General features: G+C 61.7%; 16 protein-coding genes and 1 tRNA gene. 15 read left to right on the forward strand and 2 right to left on the reverse strand.

The features are described from left to right. Nucleotides 1-384: 384 nt before the first annotated feature. Nucleotides 385-603 (reverse strand): hypothetical protein, encoded by a 219-nt coding sequence (locus GJV37_RS27985; protein ID WP_193453193.1) that lies wholly within the window; start codon nt 601-603, stop codon nt 385-387. Nucleotides 604-700: 97 nt separating this feature from the next. Here GJV37_RS27985 and GJV37_RS27990 point away from each other — a divergent pair, with 97 nt between their 5' ends. Further along, complete coding sequence (locus GJV37_RS27990; protein ID WP_193453194.1) at nt 701-1,003, forward strand: helix-turn-helix domain-containing protein; 303 nt, start codon at nt 701-703, stop codon at nt 1,001-1,003. Here GJV37_RS27990 and GJV37_RS27995 read toward each other — a convergent pair. Further along, entirely contained in the window at nt 989-1,570 is a 582-nt protein-coding gene (locus GJV37_RS27995) for a recombinase family protein (protein ID WP_193453195.1), read from the reverse strand. The two genes, GJV37_RS27990 and GJV37_RS27995, sit on opposite strands and share 15 nt — an antisense overlap. Nucleotides 1,571-1,996: 426 nt before the next feature. Between GJV37_RS27995 and GJV37_RS28000 the strand changes: the two genes are divergently transcribed. The 14 genes from GJV37_RS28000 to GJV37_RS28060 all read left to right on the forward strand — a co-directional run bounded on the left by GJV37_RS28000 (nt 1,997) and on the right by GJV37_RS28060 (nt 15,950). Further along, on the forward strand, nt 1,997-2,362 hold the full coding sequence (locus GJV37_RS28000) for a helix-turn-helix domain-containing protein (protein ID WP_193453196.1): 366 nt from the start codon (nt 1,997-1,999) through the stop codon (nt 2,360-2,362). 12 nt (nt 2,363-2,374) lie between these two features. Continuing rightward, complete coding sequence (locus tag GJV37_RS28005) at nt 2,375-2,923, forward strand: ImmA/IrrE family metallo-endopeptidase (RefSeq protein WP_193453197.1); 549 nt, start codon at nt 2,375-2,377, stop codon at nt 2,921-2,923. Nucleotides 2,924-3,285: 362 nt separating this feature from the next. Next, the gene (locus tag GJV37_RS29730) at nt 3,286-3,408 is read left to right on the forward strand and encodes a hypothetical protein (protein WP_281368026.1); all 123 of its coding nucleotides are present in this window, start codon (nt 3,286-3,288) and stop codon (nt 3,406-3,408) included. Nucleotides 3,409-3,821: 413 nt separating this feature from the next. Then, a complete protein-coding gene (locus tag GJV37_RS28010) occupies nt 3,822-6,152 on the forward strand; it encodes an LTA synthase family protein (RefSeq protein WP_170858985.1) in 2,331 nt (776 codons plus the stop codon). Between the two features lie 284 nt (nt 6,153-6,436). Further along, nucleotides 6,437-7,210: an ABC transporter ATP-binding protein gene (locus tag GJV37_RS28015; RefSeq protein WP_024762237.1), complete on the forward strand. Its 774-nt coding sequence runs from the start codon at nt 6,437-6,439 to the stop codon at nt 7,208-7,210. Nucleotides 7,211-7,224: 14 nt separating this feature from the next. Next, a complete protein-coding gene (locus GJV37_RS28020; RefSeq protein ID WP_024762236.1) occupies nt 7,225-7,977 on the forward strand; it encodes an ABC transporter substrate-binding protein in 753 nt (250 codons plus the stop codon). 55 nt (nt 7,978-8,032) lie between these two features. Further along, the gene (locus GJV37_RS28025; RefSeq protein WP_024762235.1) at nt 8,033-8,728 is read left to right on the forward strand and encodes an ABC transporter permease; all 696 of its coding nucleotides are present in this window, start codon (nt 8,033-8,035) and stop codon (nt 8,726-8,728) included. Then, a complete protein-coding gene (locus GJV37_RS28030; RefSeq protein ID WP_024762234.1) occupies nt 8,725-9,417 on the forward strand; it encodes an ABC transporter permease in 693 nt (230 codons plus the stop codon). Before GJV37_RS28025 ends, GJV37_RS28030 begins: the two co-directional genes overlap by 4 nt. Before the next feature lie 66 nt (nt 9,418-9,483). Beyond that, nucleotides 9,484-10,704 carry a methyltransferase gene (locus GJV37_RS28035; RefSeq protein WP_170858986.1) on the forward strand — a complete coding sequence of 407 codons (1,221 nt, stop codon included), beginning with the start codon at nt 9,484-9,486 and terminating at the stop codon, nt 10,702-10,704. Between the two features lie 389 nt (nt 10,705-11,093). After that, on the forward strand, nt 11,094-11,567 hold the full coding sequence (locus tag GJV37_RS28040) for a MarR family winged helix-turn-helix transcriptional regulator (protein WP_024762232.1): 474 nt from the start codon (nt 11,094-11,096) through the stop codon (nt 11,565-11,567). 2 nt (nt 11,568-11,569) lie between these two features. Continuing rightward, nucleotides 11,570-13,051: an efflux transporter outer membrane subunit gene (locus tag GJV37_RS28045; protein ID WP_170858987.1), complete on the forward strand. Its 1,482-nt coding sequence runs from the start codon at nt 11,570-11,572 to the stop codon at nt 13,049-13,051. A gap of 14 nt (nt 13,052-13,065) precedes the next feature. Continuing rightward, entirely contained in the window at nt 13,066-14,250 is a 1,185-nt protein-coding gene (locus GJV37_RS28050; RefSeq protein ID WP_170858988.1) for an HlyD/EmrA/EmrK family protein, read from the forward strand. A gap of 10 nt (nt 14,251-14,260) precedes the next feature. Then, nucleotides 14,261-15,799: a DHA2 family efflux MFS transporter permease subunit gene (locus GJV37_RS28055; RefSeq protein WP_170858989.1), complete on the forward strand. Its 1,539-nt coding sequence runs from the start codon at nt 14,261-14,263 to the stop codon at nt 15,797-15,799. A gap of 75 nt (nt 15,800-15,874) precedes the next feature. Beyond that, a tRNA-Thr gene (locus GJV37_RS28060) sits at nt 15,875-15,950 on the forward strand. Nucleotides 15,951-16,328: the final 378 nt, after the last annotated feature.

The raw sequence follows: 16,328 nt of genomic DNA on the forward strand, positions 1-16,328 counted from the left end.
ATTGCACCGCAACGAAATATCCTTTCTGATTTAGGAAGCACTTCAGATACACCGCTACTAGGTCCCCACAAAAGCAGCGGGCACCTCAAACCCAACGTTCATTCCTAGAGTTTCTCCGATTGGATGCCCACCAAGAAATCTGGAGATATCGGAAATCCCCACCATAAAGTCCACCTTATCCGCGCCGTCAATTCGACCCCACACTCTACGCGCACATGGCAAGAGCTCTGGCCGTATCAGCGACCGAACAGACAACAGCCAAACCTGTAGCCCCGCAGCAATCATTTTGTTAACTGGATTGTTCATCGAAGAAGCTTGGCGTTGTTAGGTTATTATCTTTGAATTAACAAACGGAAGCGCCTTCATAAGAGATTCATTCGGGAATTAATTCTCATATAAACACTCGAGCGCCTCCCTCAAGAAACCAGCCTCTTCCACCGCCTTACTCTCTTCCAGCAAGAACACCAATGAAACTGCCACGGAAATCTTTATCTGCACTAATTCACTTGGACCCAGGCAAAAGATAAATTCCTCAAGCCTTTTGGCGTCCTTCAAGTATGAGTTCAATGCAAATCCTTTCAACCAATTACTGACGATTCCCATCTCAGCACTCTCCTAGCAAGCCAGGACAGACACTACCAATTCGGTAGTAACGAATCAATTACGAAACCCGACCATCAGTCTCTTTGGATGGTCGGCCATGTCAGTGTTTGCAAAGCGCTTGAAGGAGGCCCGCATACGGGCAGGCCTATCCCAGGAGCAACTGGGGCTGGAGGCGGGGCTAGACCCGATGTCAGCTAGCACCCGGATGAACCGCTATGAACTGGCGAAGCGAGCACCTAGCTATGACCTAGTAGAGCGGATCGCAGAGGTGCTGAACCTACCTGTCGCGTACTTCTTTGCGCCAGAAGCGGACGCCGCCGAACTACTCGTTTTGTTTCACAAGATGAGCAGCAGCGACAAAGCTCGCCTATTGGAGCTTGCCCACTCAATTAGCAGGTAATGCGTGCTTCCAATGACGCTTCACCGTGGCGACATGAACTGCCAAGCGCTCCGCCACCTGCGATTGAGATAACCCCTCGCTCTTCAGATGTTGAACCTTGGCCCGAGTTGCCAATGCCTCAGGCCGGCCGAGCTTCTTCCCCTCAGCTTTTGCGCGCTTGAGACCTGACTGTGTCCTCTCAATGAGCAAGTCCCGCTCAAACTCCGCGACAGCTACCAATACTTGCATCGTCATCTTGCCGGCGGCAGAAGTGAGATCCACTCCGCCTAGTGCTAAGCAGTGCACCCTGATGCCTCGGGTGGCCAGCAACTCTATGGTTGCTCGGACATCCATTGCATTTCTTCCCAGACGGTCAAGCTTGGTTACAAGCAGAACGTCCCCGTCTTCCATTCTTTCCAGAAGCTTCTGAAACCCAGGCCGATCACAAGCAGGGACCGAACCGCTTATGGTCTCTGCGACAACGCGCCCAGCCAAGACGCAGAATCCAGCACCTTGAACTTCCAGCAGTTGGTTGTCCGTTGACTGATCTGAGGTGCTGACCCTGGCGTATAGGAACGTGCGACTCATTGGCGCTCACCGGTAGCAATAAAGGAGGTAGCATGATGACTTGGTTGCACAAATTTGGTAAGGCTATTTTTATGCAACCATCAGACGAAACGACAGCCGGTAGCGTAAAACGGACGGTTTATGCCCCCTCCATAATCCCCACGATGCAACGCCCAGCTATCCTGCAAGGGGATAGGGGGCGAATCAAAGGCAGGCAACCTCCAAGGCCCTCTCCAACGCGTAACGCGATTTCGGCCCGCAAATACCCTTGCCTGAAGGTCCAGATAAGCAGCCTGTGATACGCCGCACATCCGCAAATCCGCCCTCCTACGTAGGACAATTCATCCAGAGTGCTAGAATCGTACGAAATCAGCTTGCATGATTAACCTTTTGAGGTTAACTTCATGCTCCAGATTGGTCATAGAACCAAGAGAGGGGACGCGCAGCATGTTCACAGAATTTGGAAAGATCCTAAGGAAAGCCAGGATCGACAGAGGGCTTCTCTTGAAGGACATGGCTGAAGGTCTAGGCGTTAGCTCCGCCTACCTGTCAGCAGTAGAAACCGGTAAGAAATCTGTGTCGGACGAACTGACCAGAAAGGTTGCTAAGTACCTAAACATCGCTCCCGGCTCCACAGAGTTTGTGGAGATCGAGGACGCCGCCCAGATCAGCAGAGGGCAAATTGCCCTAGAGGTGAAAGGCCTTTCTCAGAGACACCAGGAAACCGCGCTGGCCTTCGCTAGGCAGTTCGGTGAGATGCAGCCGACGGAATTGGACAAGCTTCTAGCTCTATTACAAAAGCCTAAGAAGTAGGAGACGAAGTGAATGAGCGGCCCTTCATGTGAAGTGCCACCTCGTAGCCAAGATAATGTATTCGGGGTGGCGATGAGTGTAAGGCGAGAACTGGGAATCCAGACGGACGCCTTCCCCATTGCAGAGGTTTTGGAGTTTGTAATGCCCCAGGCGTTTCCAGGGTTCGCCCTGGAAGTCGCCGAGCAATACGAGATGGGGCCAAACCATGGGCTTACGATCCCGGATGAGAATGTCATCCGCCTCAGACTGGACGTGTATGAGGGGCTAGTAGAAGGAAAAGGAAGGGATCGCTTTACAGCTTCACACGAGCTAGGCCACTACCTGATGCATCGAAATGTGCCGATTCGCTTTCACCGAGCAGAACACGGCGAGCTAAAGAAATTCAGGGATAGTGAGTGGCAGGCGAACCGTTTTGCTGGGGCACTTCTAATGCCTACTGACAAGATGGTCACTTGCCAGAGTCTCGCCGAGATAGTCGAACGGTTCCAAGTTTCTTGGGATGCCGCACAGGTACACAACAAGATCCTTGCCAAGAAGGGTCTTATGAGAATTTTGGGCTGATGAGGAGCGCCAACTCCGAAAAGCCCTGCGAGTTGAGGGGGAGTAACTCGCACTTGCGGACGTCAATCTGCGAACGGAAGGTTAGTCATTTCAACGCAGAATGCAAGAGAAAAATCCCCTCCCCTAAGGAGGTGAAGATGGCTAATGCCCAAAAAACCGGCCCCTAAAGGGTTTCGTTGGGTGTGCTGCCGCTACCGTCGGGTGAAGAACTCCGATCGTATGCTGGACGCCCACGAGTACGGCCACGAAGCCTGGTGCTTCTTGGTCCGCGCCTAACCCTGCAGCAACCCCACCCGTGGACTAACCATAGGTGGGTTCTACCTAGCGTATAGATCGTCCATTCATCTTCGAGGAGAAGAGATATGAGCAATAAGCGCGGTCGGGATTCGGGTAGCGGACGCTTCATCCCCATTGAGGAGGCGAAGCGCCGTCCGAAGACCACAACTGTGGAAACCATTCCGAAGCCCACTCCGAAGAAAAAGTGACTTCGTAATGTGGAAGGGCTCGGCATTTGCCGGGCCTTTCCTTTACTGGATGAAACACAAGGGACTCAGGTACACAGATCGGGTACACTTCCCCAAGCGTCTTTCCCCTGAGAGCCGCATTCTCAGTGGGCTTAGCATCTCATGCACAGTGTCGGCGGTTCGATTCCGTCCCTGGGCACCAAGCCTTCCGAAAAGCCCCTGAAATCGAGAGATTTCAGGGGCTTTTTCATTCCCGTCCGAACAAGTCACTCCCCCGCCCCGGCACGTTCCCACGATTCGTATCGAATGTTTGCTTAAGTTCAGTGTCTACTGGCACATAGCACACCGATCTTTCAGAATCATGACCATCCGGACGATTTCCACACTTTGAGTGGGATACCCTCCGGGATTCGATGTTTGGTAGCGGAGTCACTGTGCGCAAACTCATTAGCTGGTGGAATTCCCGGGGCAACCTGGTTTCTCTGTCTGCCCTTTTCCTGCTGATCCCGCTGATCGGCCGCTACAGCCTTGGCTGGGGCTCTCCCCTGGGCTACCTGTCGGACCTGGCACTCGGCACACTGCTGGTCGTCGCGCTGCACAATCGACGACTGTTCATCGCGATTCCGGTGATGCTGGTCTGGGCGCTCTCGGTGATCGGCACCGCCGAGCTGGTCAGCGCCGTGGGCCGCATGCCCGCGCCGGAAGACCTGCACTTCCTCGCCGACCCGACCTTCGTCGCCAACTCCACCGAGGGCGGCGGCCTCAACCACCTGCACCTGGCGATCCTGATCGGCGCCGGCATCCTGCTCAGCGCATTGCTCTGGCGCCGCCGCGAGAAGCCGCTGCCGCGCTACGCCTATGCCGTGCCGGCGGTCCTGCTGGCCAGCCATGCCGCCGTGCAGTACTTCCAGCCCAGCGATGCGGAAATGTGGAAGCAGTTCAACCTGCCGCACCAGCTTGTCTCCCGCGCTGTCACCAGCGGCGAGATGGCCTATCAGGACTGGCGCGACCGCGACCTTCCGGAAGTCCGCCCGGACGTCACCGGCCTGACCCAGCACGACCTCAACGGGACGCCGCTGCTGGCCGGTCGCGGCCAGGCGAAGAATGTGCTGATCATCGCCATGGAAGGTATTCCTGGCGCCTACGTGGCCACCAACCGGGCCGCGCTCAGCAGCAGCTACGAAGAATCGATGATGCCGCGCCTGAGCACCTGGGCCGAGCGCGCCATGACCACCCCGGACTACGTAGTGCATAGCCACCAGACCATCCGCGGTCTCTATGCCATGCTCTGCGGCGATTACAGCAAGCTGGACAACGGCACGCCCAAGGGCGTCGAGCTGCTGGGCAATCCGACCCGCGCCGCCGAGTGCCTGCCGGCGCAGATGCACCAGGCCGGCTTCAGCACCCACTTCCTGCAGGGCGCCGGGCTGCGCTTCATGGCCAAGGACAAGGTCATGCCGGCCATGGGCTTCGACAAGACCCTGGGCCGCGATTGGTTCAAGAAGAAGCCCTACCTGGAGTTCGCCTGGGGCATGGATGACAAGGCCTTCTTCGAGGGTGCGCTGGACTATGTCGGCCAGCTGCGCCAGAAGAAACAGCCGTGGATGCTCACCCTGCTCACCGTCGGCACCCACCAGCCGTATTCGGCCACCCCGGAGTACCTGGCCAAGTACCCGACGCCGCGCCAGGCAGCGGTCGCCTACCTCGACGACGCGGTCGATGCCTTCCTCAAGGGCCTGGAAGAGAAAGGCGTGCTCAAGGACACCCTGGTGATCGTCACCTCCGACGAATCCCACGGCATCGACAACGTACGCCTTGCCTCGGCCTGGGGCCTGAACCTGATTCTTGCACCGGAACAGGCCGCGCTCCCGCCGGTGAAGGCTGGCGTCTACGGACACGTCGACATGGAATCCTCGGTGCTCGACTACTTCGCCATCAAGGCGCCGCAGGATATTGCCGGCCGCTCCCTGTTCCGCGAATACAGCAACGGGCGCGAGATGGTGACGTTCACCAACGGCATGCAGCGCTACCACGACGGCAAGGGCAACTTCACCGAGTGCGACTTCCAGCAGGTTTGCCGGCGCTACCAGAGTGACGGCTTCATCGCTGACAGCGCCAAGTTCGTCGGGCGCTTCAGTGGCCGCGATGCCCGTCTGATGACCGCTCGCGCGGACATCCTCGACCAGTCGGTGGTCAATGCGCAGTCGGCCCGCGAATACCAGTTCGCGACCAAGGAACGCATCCGCCTGAAGCCGCAGATCGACAACGAGTACACCGACAACCTGATCGGCGCGCAGTACCTGGAATTCCCGGCCAACACCCACACCACGGTGAGCCTGAAGATCCGGGCGATCCAGATGGACGCCAAGGGTGCGAAAGTGACACTCAAGACGCGCTCGTTCGAGAAGCCGGTGCCGATCCAGATGCCGGACTTCCCGCTGGTGAAACGCAACCAGCCGCTGGAAGTGACCTTCGGCTTCGACAACGAGGAAGCGCGCAAGGCGTTCTCCTTCCACCTGCTGGCCGAGGGCAAGGGCGTCATCGAGATCACCGACTTCCACGTGCTGACCCAGCCACGCAAATCGACGATCAATGCCACCGAAGCCGGCGGTACCGGCCTGGCCGACGCCAAGCCGCTGCCGGTCCCGCGCCTGTCCGGCCACCCGAATCTGATGGCCAGCCAGCCGCCGGAGTCCCAGGACGACATTACGCCCGCCGAGGCGTTGGAAGATCCGAATCCGCAGCTGCGGCAGATGATGCAGTAACCCGAACCGGCGGCCCCAGTGGCCGCCGGACTTTTAACGGCCGGCCCAAACTGGCACTATCCCGCGCCCGCGCCACCATCGGACGCCCTCCTCCGGCGCGGCTAGTTCAGCCCAGGCGACAACGCCGAGCGGCAATGCGACAACTTGCCACTACAGCCGACGACCGCGGCAGATGGGCGCTTGGCGCACCCTGGAGTGCGTGTTAGGTTGCCCCTCGCCAGGATGGCCCCGATTCTGCAGTGACCTGCTGCGAAAGCGTCCGAATAACAACAGAGGAGCCCCCTATGGCCACGGCCATACCCGCACTGGAAATCCGTAACCTGCACAAGCGTTACGGTGACCTGGAAGTGCTCAAAGGCATTTCCCTGACCGCCCGCGACGGCGATGTGATTTCCATTCTCGGCTCCTCCGGTTCCGGTAAATCCACGTTCCTGCGCTGCATCAACCTGCTGGAGAACCCCCACCAGGGCCAGATCCTGGTTGCCGGTGAAGAACTCAAGCTGAAGAAATCCAAGGACGGCTCGCTGGTCGCCTCGGACGGCAAGCAGATCAATCGCCTGCGCAGCGAACTGGGCTTCGTCTTCCAGAACTTCAACCTCTGGCCGCACATGAGCATCCTCGACAACATCATCGAGGCGCCACGCCGTGTGCTGGGCAAGACCAAGGCCGAAGCCACCGAGATCGCCGAGGCCCTGCTGGCCAAGGTCGGCATCTCCGACAAGCGCCACAGCTTCCCCGCACAGCTTTCCGGCGGCCAGCAGCAGCGCGCCGCCATCGCCCGTACGCTGGCGATGCAACCCAAGGTCATCCTCTTCGACGAACCGACTTCGGCACTGGACCCGGAAATGGTCCAGGAAGTGCTTAACGTAATCCGCGCGCTTGCCGAGGAGGGTCGCACCATGCTGCTGGTGACCCACGAAATGAACTTTGCCCGCCAGGTTTCCAGCGAGGTGGTGTTCCTCCACCAGGGCCTGGTAGAAGAGCAGGGACCGCCGCAGCAGGTATTTGACAACCCGCAATCGGCACGCTGTAAACAATTCATGTCCAGCCACCGCTAACGGAGCATCACTGCATGAACAACTATAAGAAGATCGTTCTGGCTATCGCGGCCACCTTTGCACTGGGGAGCCAGGCCATCGCCGCGGACAAACTGCGCATCGGTACCGAAGGCGCCTACCCGCCCTTCAACGGTATCGACGCCAGCGGCCAGGTCGTCGGTTTCGACCTCGACATCGGCAAGGCGCTGTGCGCCAAGATGAAGACCGAATGCGAAGTCGTCACTTCGGACTGGGACGGCATCATTCCGGCCCTGAACGCCAAGAAATTCGACTTCATCGTCGCTTCCATGTCGATCACCGACGAGCGCAAGCAGGCCGTCGACTTCACCAACCCCTACTACACCAACAAGCTGCAGTTCGTGGCGCCCAAGTCCACCGACTTCAAGACCGACAAGGGCTACCTGAAAGGCAAGGTGATCGGCGCGCAGCGCGCGACCATCGCCGGTACCTGGCTCGAGGACAACATGTCCGACGTCGTCACCATCAAGCTGTACGACACCCAGGAAAACGCCTACCTCGACCTGTCCTCGGGCCGCCTCGACGGCGTACTGGCCGACAAGTTCGTGCAGTACGACTGGCTGAAGAGCGACGCCGGCAAGGACTTCGAGTTCAAGGGCGAGCCGGTATTCGACAACGACAAGATCGGCATCGCCGTGCGCAAGGGCGACCCGCTGCGCGAGAAGCTGAACGCCGCTCTGAAGGAAATCGTCGACGACGGTACCTACAAGAAGATCAACGACAAGTACTTCCCCTTCAGCATCTACTGATGCACGTGCCGCGCCGCCCTTGCCGGGCGGCGCGCGCCTTCAGGCGTGACTCCCCATGATTTTCGACCTGCACGGCTTTGGCGATCAGTTGATCGCCGGCACCTGGATGACGCTCAAGCTCTCGCTCGCCGCAGTCTGCGTGGGACTGATCCTCGGCCTGCTCGGCGCCGTCGCCAAGACCTCGAAGAATGGCTTCCTGCGCATGCTCGGCGGTTTCTACACCACCGTAGTGCGCGGCGTACCCGAGACGCTCTGGGTATTGATGATCTATTTCGGCACCGTGGCCGGCCTGAACGCCATCGGTGACCTGTTCGGCTACCCCGAATTCGCCCTGTCGCCCTTCGCCGCCGGCACCTGCGCCCTGGGCCTGTGCTTCGGCGCCTACGCCACCGAGGTGTTCCGTGGCGCGCTACTGGCGATTCCCAAGGGCCACCGCGAAGCCGGGCAGGCGCTGGGCCTCTCCGCTCCGCGCATCTTCTGGCGCATCGTCCTGCCGCAAGTGTGGCGCGTGGCGCTGCCAGGCCTGGGCAACCTCTACCTGATTCTGCTGAAGGACACCGCACTGGTCTCGCTGATCACCCTCGATGAAATCATGCGCAAGGCCCAGGTCGCTTCCAACGCGACCAAGGAACCCTTCACCTTCTACATGACTGCGGCCTTCATCTACCTGGGCCTGACCGTCTTCATCATGGCCGCCCTGCACTTCCTTGAGCGACGCGCCGGCCGCGGCTTCGTGAGGAACGAGCTATGACCGATCTCGAGCTGATCCTCAAATGGCTGCCGAAGATGCTCCAGGGCGCCACCCTGACCCTGGAGCTGCTGGCCATCGCCGTGGTAGCCGGCCTGTGCCTCGCCGTACCGCTGGGCATCGCCCGCGCCTCGCGGCACTGGTACGTACGCGCCGTGCCCTACGCCTACATCTTCTTCTTCCGCGGCACACCGCTGCTGCTGCAGCTGTTCATCGTCTACTACGGCTTCGCCCAGTTCGAAAGCGTGCGCAAGGGGCCGCTCTGGCCATACCTGCGCGACCCGTACTGGTGCGCCCTGCTGACCATGACCCTACACACCGCAGCCTACATCGCGGAGATCCTGCGCGGCGCCATCCACGCCATCCCGGTCGGAGAAGTGGAAGCCGCCCGCGCGCTGGGCATGTCCCGCCGCCAGGCGCTGTTCCACATCATCCTGCCGCGCGCCGCGCGCATCGCCATGCCGGCCTACAGCAACGAGGTGATCCTCATGCTCAAGGCCAGCGCCGTGGTCTACACCGTGACCCTGTTCGACATCATGGGCATGACCCGCACCATCATCGCGCGCACCTACGAGGCCATGCTGTTCTTCTGCCTCGCCGGGGTGTTCTACCTGGTCATCACCCTCCTGCTTACCCGCATCTTCCGCCTGCTGGAACGCTGGCTGAAGGTCGACTCCATGCAGGGCCGCTGACCGGCGCGCCGTTCCCCCACGGGGTCGCTATAATGCGCGCCCCGTGGCTTTCTCCCGCTTCGCACCGTGCTCCCGAACGACACTCCCCTGACCGGCCCCGACCTGCTCCAGCGCTTCCTGGCTCTGGACACCTTCCTGCTGGAACACCAGGCGCTCTGGCGGCCCAAACCCTTCACGGTGCTGGAGCTGCCCTGGGAGCACGACCACCCCGAACTGGCCACCTGGCTGCGCAGCCGAAGCCTCGAAGAGGCCGATGCGGTGCACAACGCACCGCAGCAACTCGACGCTCCCGCGCCCTTCCCCACGTTGGCTGCCATGGCTGCCAAACTGTCCGTCGTCGGCGAGTTCCCGGCAACGCCCATGGGAAAGCTGTCGAACCTGCTGACTGTCGATGTCCCCGGTCGCAAGTGGCAACAGATCGAAGCCTTCGCCAGCCGACTGGAGTTCGCCGAGGCGCCGCAGCAATGGCTCGACTGGTGCGCCGGCAAAGGCCACCTGGGCCGCCTGCTGGCCCGCGACGGCAAGCCACTGTTGAGCCTGGAATTGGACAGTGCACTGGTTGAGGATGGCCAGCGCCTGAGCGACCGGCTCCAATTGCAGGCCCGACATCATCAGCAGGACGTGCTCGCCCCGAACGCCCTCGAGCATCTCCAGGCCGGGCACACCGCCGTCGCCCTGCACGCCTGCGGCGACCTGCACGTGCGTCTGTTGCAGCTCGCCAGCAGTCGCGGCTGTCGCCAGCTTGCGGTTGCACCTTGCTGCTACAACCGCATCGATAGCGAACACTACCAGCCGCTCTCAAACGCCGCGCAAGGCTCCACTCTCGGGCTTTCGCGCGAAGACCTGCGTCTGCCTCTGGCCGAAACCGTGACCGCCGGTGCCCGCGTGCGCCGCCAGCGCGATGCTTCGATGGCACGTCGACTGGCATTCGACCTGCTGCAGCGGGAGGTCCGCGACAGTGACGACTACCTGCCCGTCCCGCCCGTATCACCGACCTGGCTGGACAAATCCTTCGCCGATTACTGTCGTGATCTCGCCGCGCTCAAGGGCCTCCACCTGCCTGCCGTGGTCGACTGGCTCCATTTGGAGGCCCGAGGCTGGCAGCGACTGGCCCAAGTCCGCAACCTCGAACTGGTGCGCGGACTGTTCCGCCGGCCCATGGAGCTCTGGCTGCTGCTCGACCGCGCGTTATTCCTCGAGGAGCAGGGCTATCGCGCCACCCTGGGCGCCTTCTGCGCCACGCGAATGACCCCGCGCAACCTGCTGTTGCTGGCTGAACGCATCTGAGACGGGCGTTCCAGAGCTTCACCCACAGACCCTGTGGATAACTCTGTTCGTAACCCAGGAAAAACGCCACCTTCCTTACCGGCCAGACCGTCTCGCTGCGATCTGATCATTTTCTGTACACGAAAAACAAATCTTTCAAAAACAGTAACTTACGAACTTTCGTGATTGCCATCACAGGGCATATGCGATTTGTGCCCTAAAGCTTTCTCCGTTGTGCATAAAGAGCTGCCAAGGTCGTAGGAAATCAACCATCCCTGTTGCCAATCACGTCCCAATTGCGCTTCGTCGAACGGATTGTTGCGCAATCGCGACAATCGCACCTTGTCAATCGCTGCCTAGGCAGTATCATTTCGAAACATTTCACTGCCTAAGCAGCTATCTGTTTTGACATGAATCACTACGACGTCGCGGACTTTCCGTTCAAAGGCTCCATCGGCCAGTTGCTGGGCGCCACCGCCATCCTCAAGGATCGCCTGCTGGACAAGCACCTGGCGCACCTGGACATCACCGCCGCGCAGTTCAAGGTACTGTTCTTCATCGGCAACGACCGCGCCAACACCCCGGCCGAGCTGTGCCGCGAGCTGTCGATCGACAGCGGCTCCATGACCCGCATGCTCGACCGCCTGTCGCGCAAAGACCTGCTGCTGCGCCAGCCCTGTCCCAACGATCGCCGCAGCGTGCGCCTGAGCCTGAGCGCTGCGGGCCAGGCGGTGAACGACGAGGCGCCGCGCATCGCTGCCGCGGCCATGAACGAACTGGTCGGCGGCCTTTCCAGCGACGAACTGCAGACCCTCACCGGCCTGCTCGACAAGATCCTGCGCGCCCATGGCGCCGCGGCCAGCTGCCCGGCGCAGGAGAAGTGAAGATGAAACGTCCTTGTATTGCCCTGCTGCCGGCGGCCGTGTTCGCCGCCATGCTCGGCCTTGCAGGTTGCGCCAACTATTCTGGCCTGCACACCAGCGGCAAGGCCATTGATCCCACCAGCCTGAAGGCCGGCGTCAGCCTTGACGGCGCCCCGCTGTCGCCCGCCGCCTGGCCCAGCGAGCGCTGGTGGACCGGTCTGGGCGACGCACAACTGGACAGCCTGATCGATGAAGCCCTGCGTGGCACCCCGGACCTGCAAATCGCCGAGGCCCGCGCCCGCCAGGCCACAGCCGCTGCCCAGGCGCAGGACGCGGAGCGCATGCCCAGCGTGAAAGGCACTGCCAGTTATGCCGGCATCCGCGCACCGGAAAGCGTCCTGCCGGCGCCGACCGGCGGCCGCTACTCAGCGGTGAAATACCTGTCGGCGAGCTTCAGTTACGACCTCGACCTCTGGGGCGGTCAGCGCGACGCCTGGGAGGCCGCGCTCGGCCAAGCCAACGCCGCCGAAGTCGACCGCCAGGCCGCGTCGATCACGCTGTCCACCAATGTCGCCCGTGCCTATAGCGAACTGGCCCACGCCTTCATCGCCCGCGACCTGGCCCAGGACGAACTGGATCGCTCACAACATCTCTTCCAGCTCAGCCAGAAGCGTATGGATGCCGGCCTGGACAGCAAGGTCCAGCTGCAACAGACGCAAACCCAGGTGGCCAGCGCCAAGCAGCAATTGGCGGCGGCGGAACAGGACATCGCCAGCGATCGCATCGCCCTGGCCGTCCTGCTCGGCCAGGGCCCGGACCGCGGCCAGGAGCTGCAGCGTCCGCAGGAACTCAAACCTGGCGCACTGACCCTGCCGTCGAACCTGCCGGCCGAACTGCTGGGCCGGCGCCCGGACATCGTTGCCGCACGCTGGCGCGTCGAGGCCGCGTCGAAAAGCATCGATTCGGCGAAGACCGAGTTCTATCCCAACCTGAACCTGGGCGCGATGGTCGGCCTGGCTGCCTTGCACACCAGCGACGTATTGAAGGCGCCGAGCCGCTTCTTCCAGATCGCCCCGGCGATCTCCCTGCCGATCTTCGACGGCGGCCGCCTGCGCGCCAACCTCGCCGGGAAAAACGCCGACTACGACCTGGCTGTTGCCCAGTACAACAAGACCCTGGTCAATGCCCTGGGCGAAGTCACCGACGACCTCGGCAAGCTGCGCTCGCTGGAGCAGCAGATCGACGACCAGCGCGATGCCCGCGACATCGCCAAATCCAACTTCGACCTGGCCATGCGCCGTTATGGCGAAGGTGTCGGCAACTACCTCGACGCCCTCAGCGTGCAACAACAGTTGCTCCTCGCCGAACGCCAACTGGCCAGCCTGGACGCCCAGCGCATCGACCTCTCGGTGCAGCTGATCCAGGCCCTGGGTGGTGGCTACCAGCCCGACACCACTCCCACTCCCGCCCCGCTCGCCCAGGCGAACGCGGCCGCCGCGCACTGAACGAGGCACCCGACATGAGCACCGCAATGCAAGAAACCCCGAGCAGCAATCCCAAGCGCAAGCGCTGGCTGCTGATCCTGCTCGCCGTCGTCATCCTCGCAGGCCTCGCCAGCGTCGCCTGGGAAATCCTCTACGGCCGCTGGCACGAGGACACCGACGATGCCTACGTGAACGGCAACGTCGTGCAGATCACCCCGCAGATCACCGGCACCGTGGTCAGCATCGGCGCCGATGACGGCGACCTGGTGCGCAAGGGCCAGGTGCTAGTGAAGTTCGACCCCAGCGACGCCGACATCGCCCTGCAGCAGGCCGAAGCCAACCTCGCGCGCACCGTGCGCCAGGTGCGAGGGCTGTTCAGCAACGTCGACGGCTACAAGGCCGACGTGGCGGCCAAGAAGGTCGCCCTGGCCAAGGCCGAGGCCGACTTCAAGCGCCGCCAGAACCTCGCCAACGACGGCGCCATCTCCCAGGAAGAACTGGCCCACGCCCGCGACGCCCTGGACACAGCGCGCAGCTCGCTGACCACCTCCGAACAGCAACTGGACACCAACCGCGCGCTGGTCGACGACACCGTGATTGCCTCGCACCCGGACGTCAAAGCCGCCGCCGCCAAGCTGCGCCAGGCTTATCTGGACGACGCCCGCGCTGTGATCATCGCGCCGGTTACCGGCTACGTTGCGAAGCGCACCGTGCAGGTCGGCCAGCGTGTGCAGCCGGGCGCCGCGCTGATGGCGGTGATTCCGCTGGACCAGGTGTGGATCGACGCCAACTTCAAGGAAACCCAGCTCAAGCACATGCGCATCGGCCAGCCGGTAGACATCCGCTCAGATCTTTACGGCAGCGAAGTGAAATACTCCGGCACCGTCGACAGCCTTGGCGTCGGCACCGGCAGCGCCTTCTCCCTGCTGCCGGCGCAGAACGCCACCGGCAACTGGATCAAGATCGTCCAGCGCGTACCCGTGCGCATCCGCATCAACGCCGAGGAACTGGCGAAGAATCCGCTGCGCATCGGCCTGTCCATGGACGTCAACGTCAGCCTGCATGACCAGAGCGGCCCCGCGCTTGCCCAGCAGGCGCCGCACGAGGCGGTGTTCTCCACCGACATCTACCAGGAGCAATTGGCCTCTGCGGACCAACTGATCGAGAAGCTGATCCAGGCCAATCTGGCCGACGCCAACCACAGCACCGCGCAGCGCTGATCCGACTGCCATGAGCCAGCCCAACAGCAGCAGTTTCAGCCCGCCCAGCCTGGTCATGGCCACCATTGGCCTGTCGCTGGCGACCTTCATGCAGGTGCTGGACACCACCATTGCCAACGTCGCCCTGCCGACCATCTCCGGCAACCTCGGGGTGAGTTCCGAGCAGGGTACCTGGGTCATCACCTCGTTCGCGGTGAGCAACGCCATCGCCCTGCCGCTGACCGGCTGGCTCAGCCGGAAGATCGGCGAAGTGCGGCTGTTCATCGCCGCCACCCTGCTCTTCGTCATCGCCTCGTTCCTTTGCGGCGTCGCGCAGCAGATGGGCATGCTGGTGGGCTTCCGCGCCATCCAGGGCTTCGTCGCCGGGCCGCTCTACCCGATTACCCAGACCCTGCTGATCTCCATCTATCCCCCGGCGAAACGGGGGATGGCACTGGCACTGCTGGCGATGGTGACGGTGGTGGCGCCCATCGCCGGGCCCATCCTCGGCGGCTGGATCACCGACAGCTACAGTTGGCCGTGGATCTTCTTCATCAACGTGCCCATCGGCCTGTTCGCCGCCATGGTCGTCTACCAGCAACTGCGCGCCCGCCCGGTGGTGATCAAGCACGCGCCGATGGACTACATGGGCCTGGCGATGCTGGTGATCGGCGTCGGGGCGCTGCAGATCGTGCTCGACAAGGGCAACGACCTGGACTGGTTCGAATCCGGCTTCATCATCGGCGGTACGGTCATCGCGGTGATCGCCCTGGCGGTGTTCGTGATCTGGGAGCTGACCGACAAGCACCCGATCGTCAATCTGAGACTGTTCGTGCACCGCAACTTCACGGTGGGAACCCTGGCACTGGTTGGCGGCTACGCCGGTTTCTTCGGCATGAACCTGCTGCTGCCGCAGTGGCTGCAGACACAGATGGGCTACACCGCGACCTGGGCAGGCCTGGCGGCAGCGCCGATCGGGATTCTGCCGGTCTTCCTGTCGCCGCTCGTCGGCCGCTACGCGAACAATTTCGATCTTCGCCTGCTGGCTGGCCTGGCCTTCCTGGCGATGGCAGCGACCTGCTTCATGCGCGCCGACTTCACCACTGACGTCGACTACCTGCACATCGCACTGGTGCAATTGTTCATGGGATTAGGCGTGGCGTTCTTCTTCATGCCGATCCTAAGCATCCTTCTGTCGGACCTGCCGCCGGACCAGATCGCCGACGGCTCGGGCCTGGCGACCTTCCTGCGGACCCTTGCCGGCAGCTTCGCCGCGTCACTCACCACCTGGATCTGGAACCGCCGCGCCACCATGCACCACGCCTACCTGACCGAGAACATCAGCCAGTACGACCCGGCCACCCGCGCCACCGTCGAACAACTGGGCGGCCCCGGCCAGCACAGCGCCGCCCTGCTCGAACGCATGGTGGAAAGCCAGGCCTACATGATCAGCACCATCGACTACTTCACCCTGCTCGGCTGGCTGTTCCTCGCCATGCTGGTCATCATCTGCCTGGCCAAGCCCCCCTTCGGCGCCAAGCCCGGCGCGGCGACGGCCGGAGGACACTGACAGAAACTGTCGGATCAGTCTGACAAATCAGTGGTTTACACAAAGGTTGGCATGGCTATAATGGCCGCCCTCCTTGCCGGTATAGCTCAGCTGGTAGAGCAACTGACTTGTAATCAGTAGGTCCCGGGTTCGACTCCTGGTGCCGGCACCATGAATAGCGACTTGACAAAGGCCCACCCCTGGCGGTGGGCCTTTTTCTTTTACCGTGAGAAACTCTGACGAACGGATAGCATGTCGGGCAGAACCTTCTGCGCCGCATAGAGTCAATCATGCTTTTGTATAGAGAGACCTACCGAATTCCCTCGGATCAAAATTTCGAGTGACGGCATAGGTTTACGGACCTGTCTGCATGAATATAATGACCGCAATCACGCCATGGCCACTCGCAAGCGGCCGGCCGATCGACCCGCCTGGAGCGCCGCAAAGCACCAACAGGGCATACTTCGAGATGCGGACGGAACCGCCGAGGGCAGCACAGTGATCGCCAGCAGAGCGGTACAGCCAACACATGGACCACTCGACCAGGACG

This window comes from Pseudomonas nitroreducens, assembly GCF_010994165.1.
GTDB lineage: Bacteria > Pseudomonadota > Gammaproteobacteria > Pseudomonadales > Pseudomonadaceae > Pseudomonas > Pseudomonas nitroreducens.

What these genes read in the sequence shown, in the direction of transcription:
- GJV37_RS28020 (WP_024762236.1), top strand. Translation starts at nt 7,225, where the DNA reads ATGAACAACTATAAGAAGATCGTTCTGGCTATCGCGGCCACCTTTGCA.
- GJV37_RS28040 (WP_024762232.1), top strand. Translation starts at nt 11,094, where the DNA reads ATGAATCACTACGACGTCGCGGACTTTCCGTTCAAAGGCTCCATCGGC.
- GJV37_RS28050 (WP_170858988.1), top strand. Translation starts at nt 13,066, where the DNA reads ATGAGCACCGCAATGCAAGAAACCCCGAGCAGCAATCCCAAGCGCAAG.
- GJV37_RS28005 (WP_193453197.1), top strand. Translation starts at nt 2,375, where the DNA reads ATGAGCGGCCCTTCATGTGAAGTGCCACCTCGTAGCCAAGATAATGTA.
- GJV37_RS28045 (WP_170858987.1), top strand. Translation starts at nt 11,570, where the DNA reads ATGAAACGTCCTTGTATTGCCCTGCTGCCGGCGGCCGTGTTCGCCGCC.
- GJV37_RS28055 (WP_170858989.1), top strand. Translation starts at nt 14,261, where the DNA reads ATGAGCCAGCCCAACAGCAGCAGTTTCAGCCCGCCCAGCCTGGTCATG.
- GJV37_RS28000 (WP_193453196.1), top strand. Translation starts at nt 1,997, where the DNA reads ATGTTCACAGAATTTGGAAAGATCCTAAGGAAAGCCAGGATCGACAGA.
- GJV37_RS29730 (WP_281368026.1), top strand. Translation starts at nt 3,286, where the DNA reads ATGAGCAATAAGCGCGGTCGGGATTCGGGTAGCGGACGCTTCATCCCC.
- GJV37_RS28015 (WP_024762237.1), top strand. Translation starts at nt 6,437, where the DNA reads ATGGCCACGGCCATACCCGCACTGGAAATCCGTAACCTGCACAAGCGT.
- GJV37_RS27990 (WP_193453194.1), top strand. Translation starts at nt 701, where the DNA reads ATGTCAGTGTTTGCAAAGCGCTTGAAGGAGGCCCGCATACGGGCAGGC.
- GJV37_RS27985 (WP_193453193.1), bottom strand. Translation starts at nt 603, where the DNA reads ATGGGAATCGTCAGTAATTGGTTGAAAGGATTTGCATTGAACTCATAC.
- GJV37_RS28030 (WP_024762234.1), top strand. Translation starts at nt 8,725, where the DNA reads ATGACCGATCTCGAGCTGATCCTCAAATGGCTGCCGAAGATGCTCCAG.
- GJV37_RS27995 (WP_193453195.1), bottom strand. Translation starts at nt 1,570, where the DNA reads ATGAGTCGCACGTTCCTATACGCCAGGGTCAGCACCTCAGATCAGTCA.
- GJV37_RS28025 (WP_024762235.1), top strand. Translation starts at nt 8,033, where the DNA reads ATGATTTTCGACCTGCACGGCTTTGGCGATCAGTTGATCGCCGGCACC.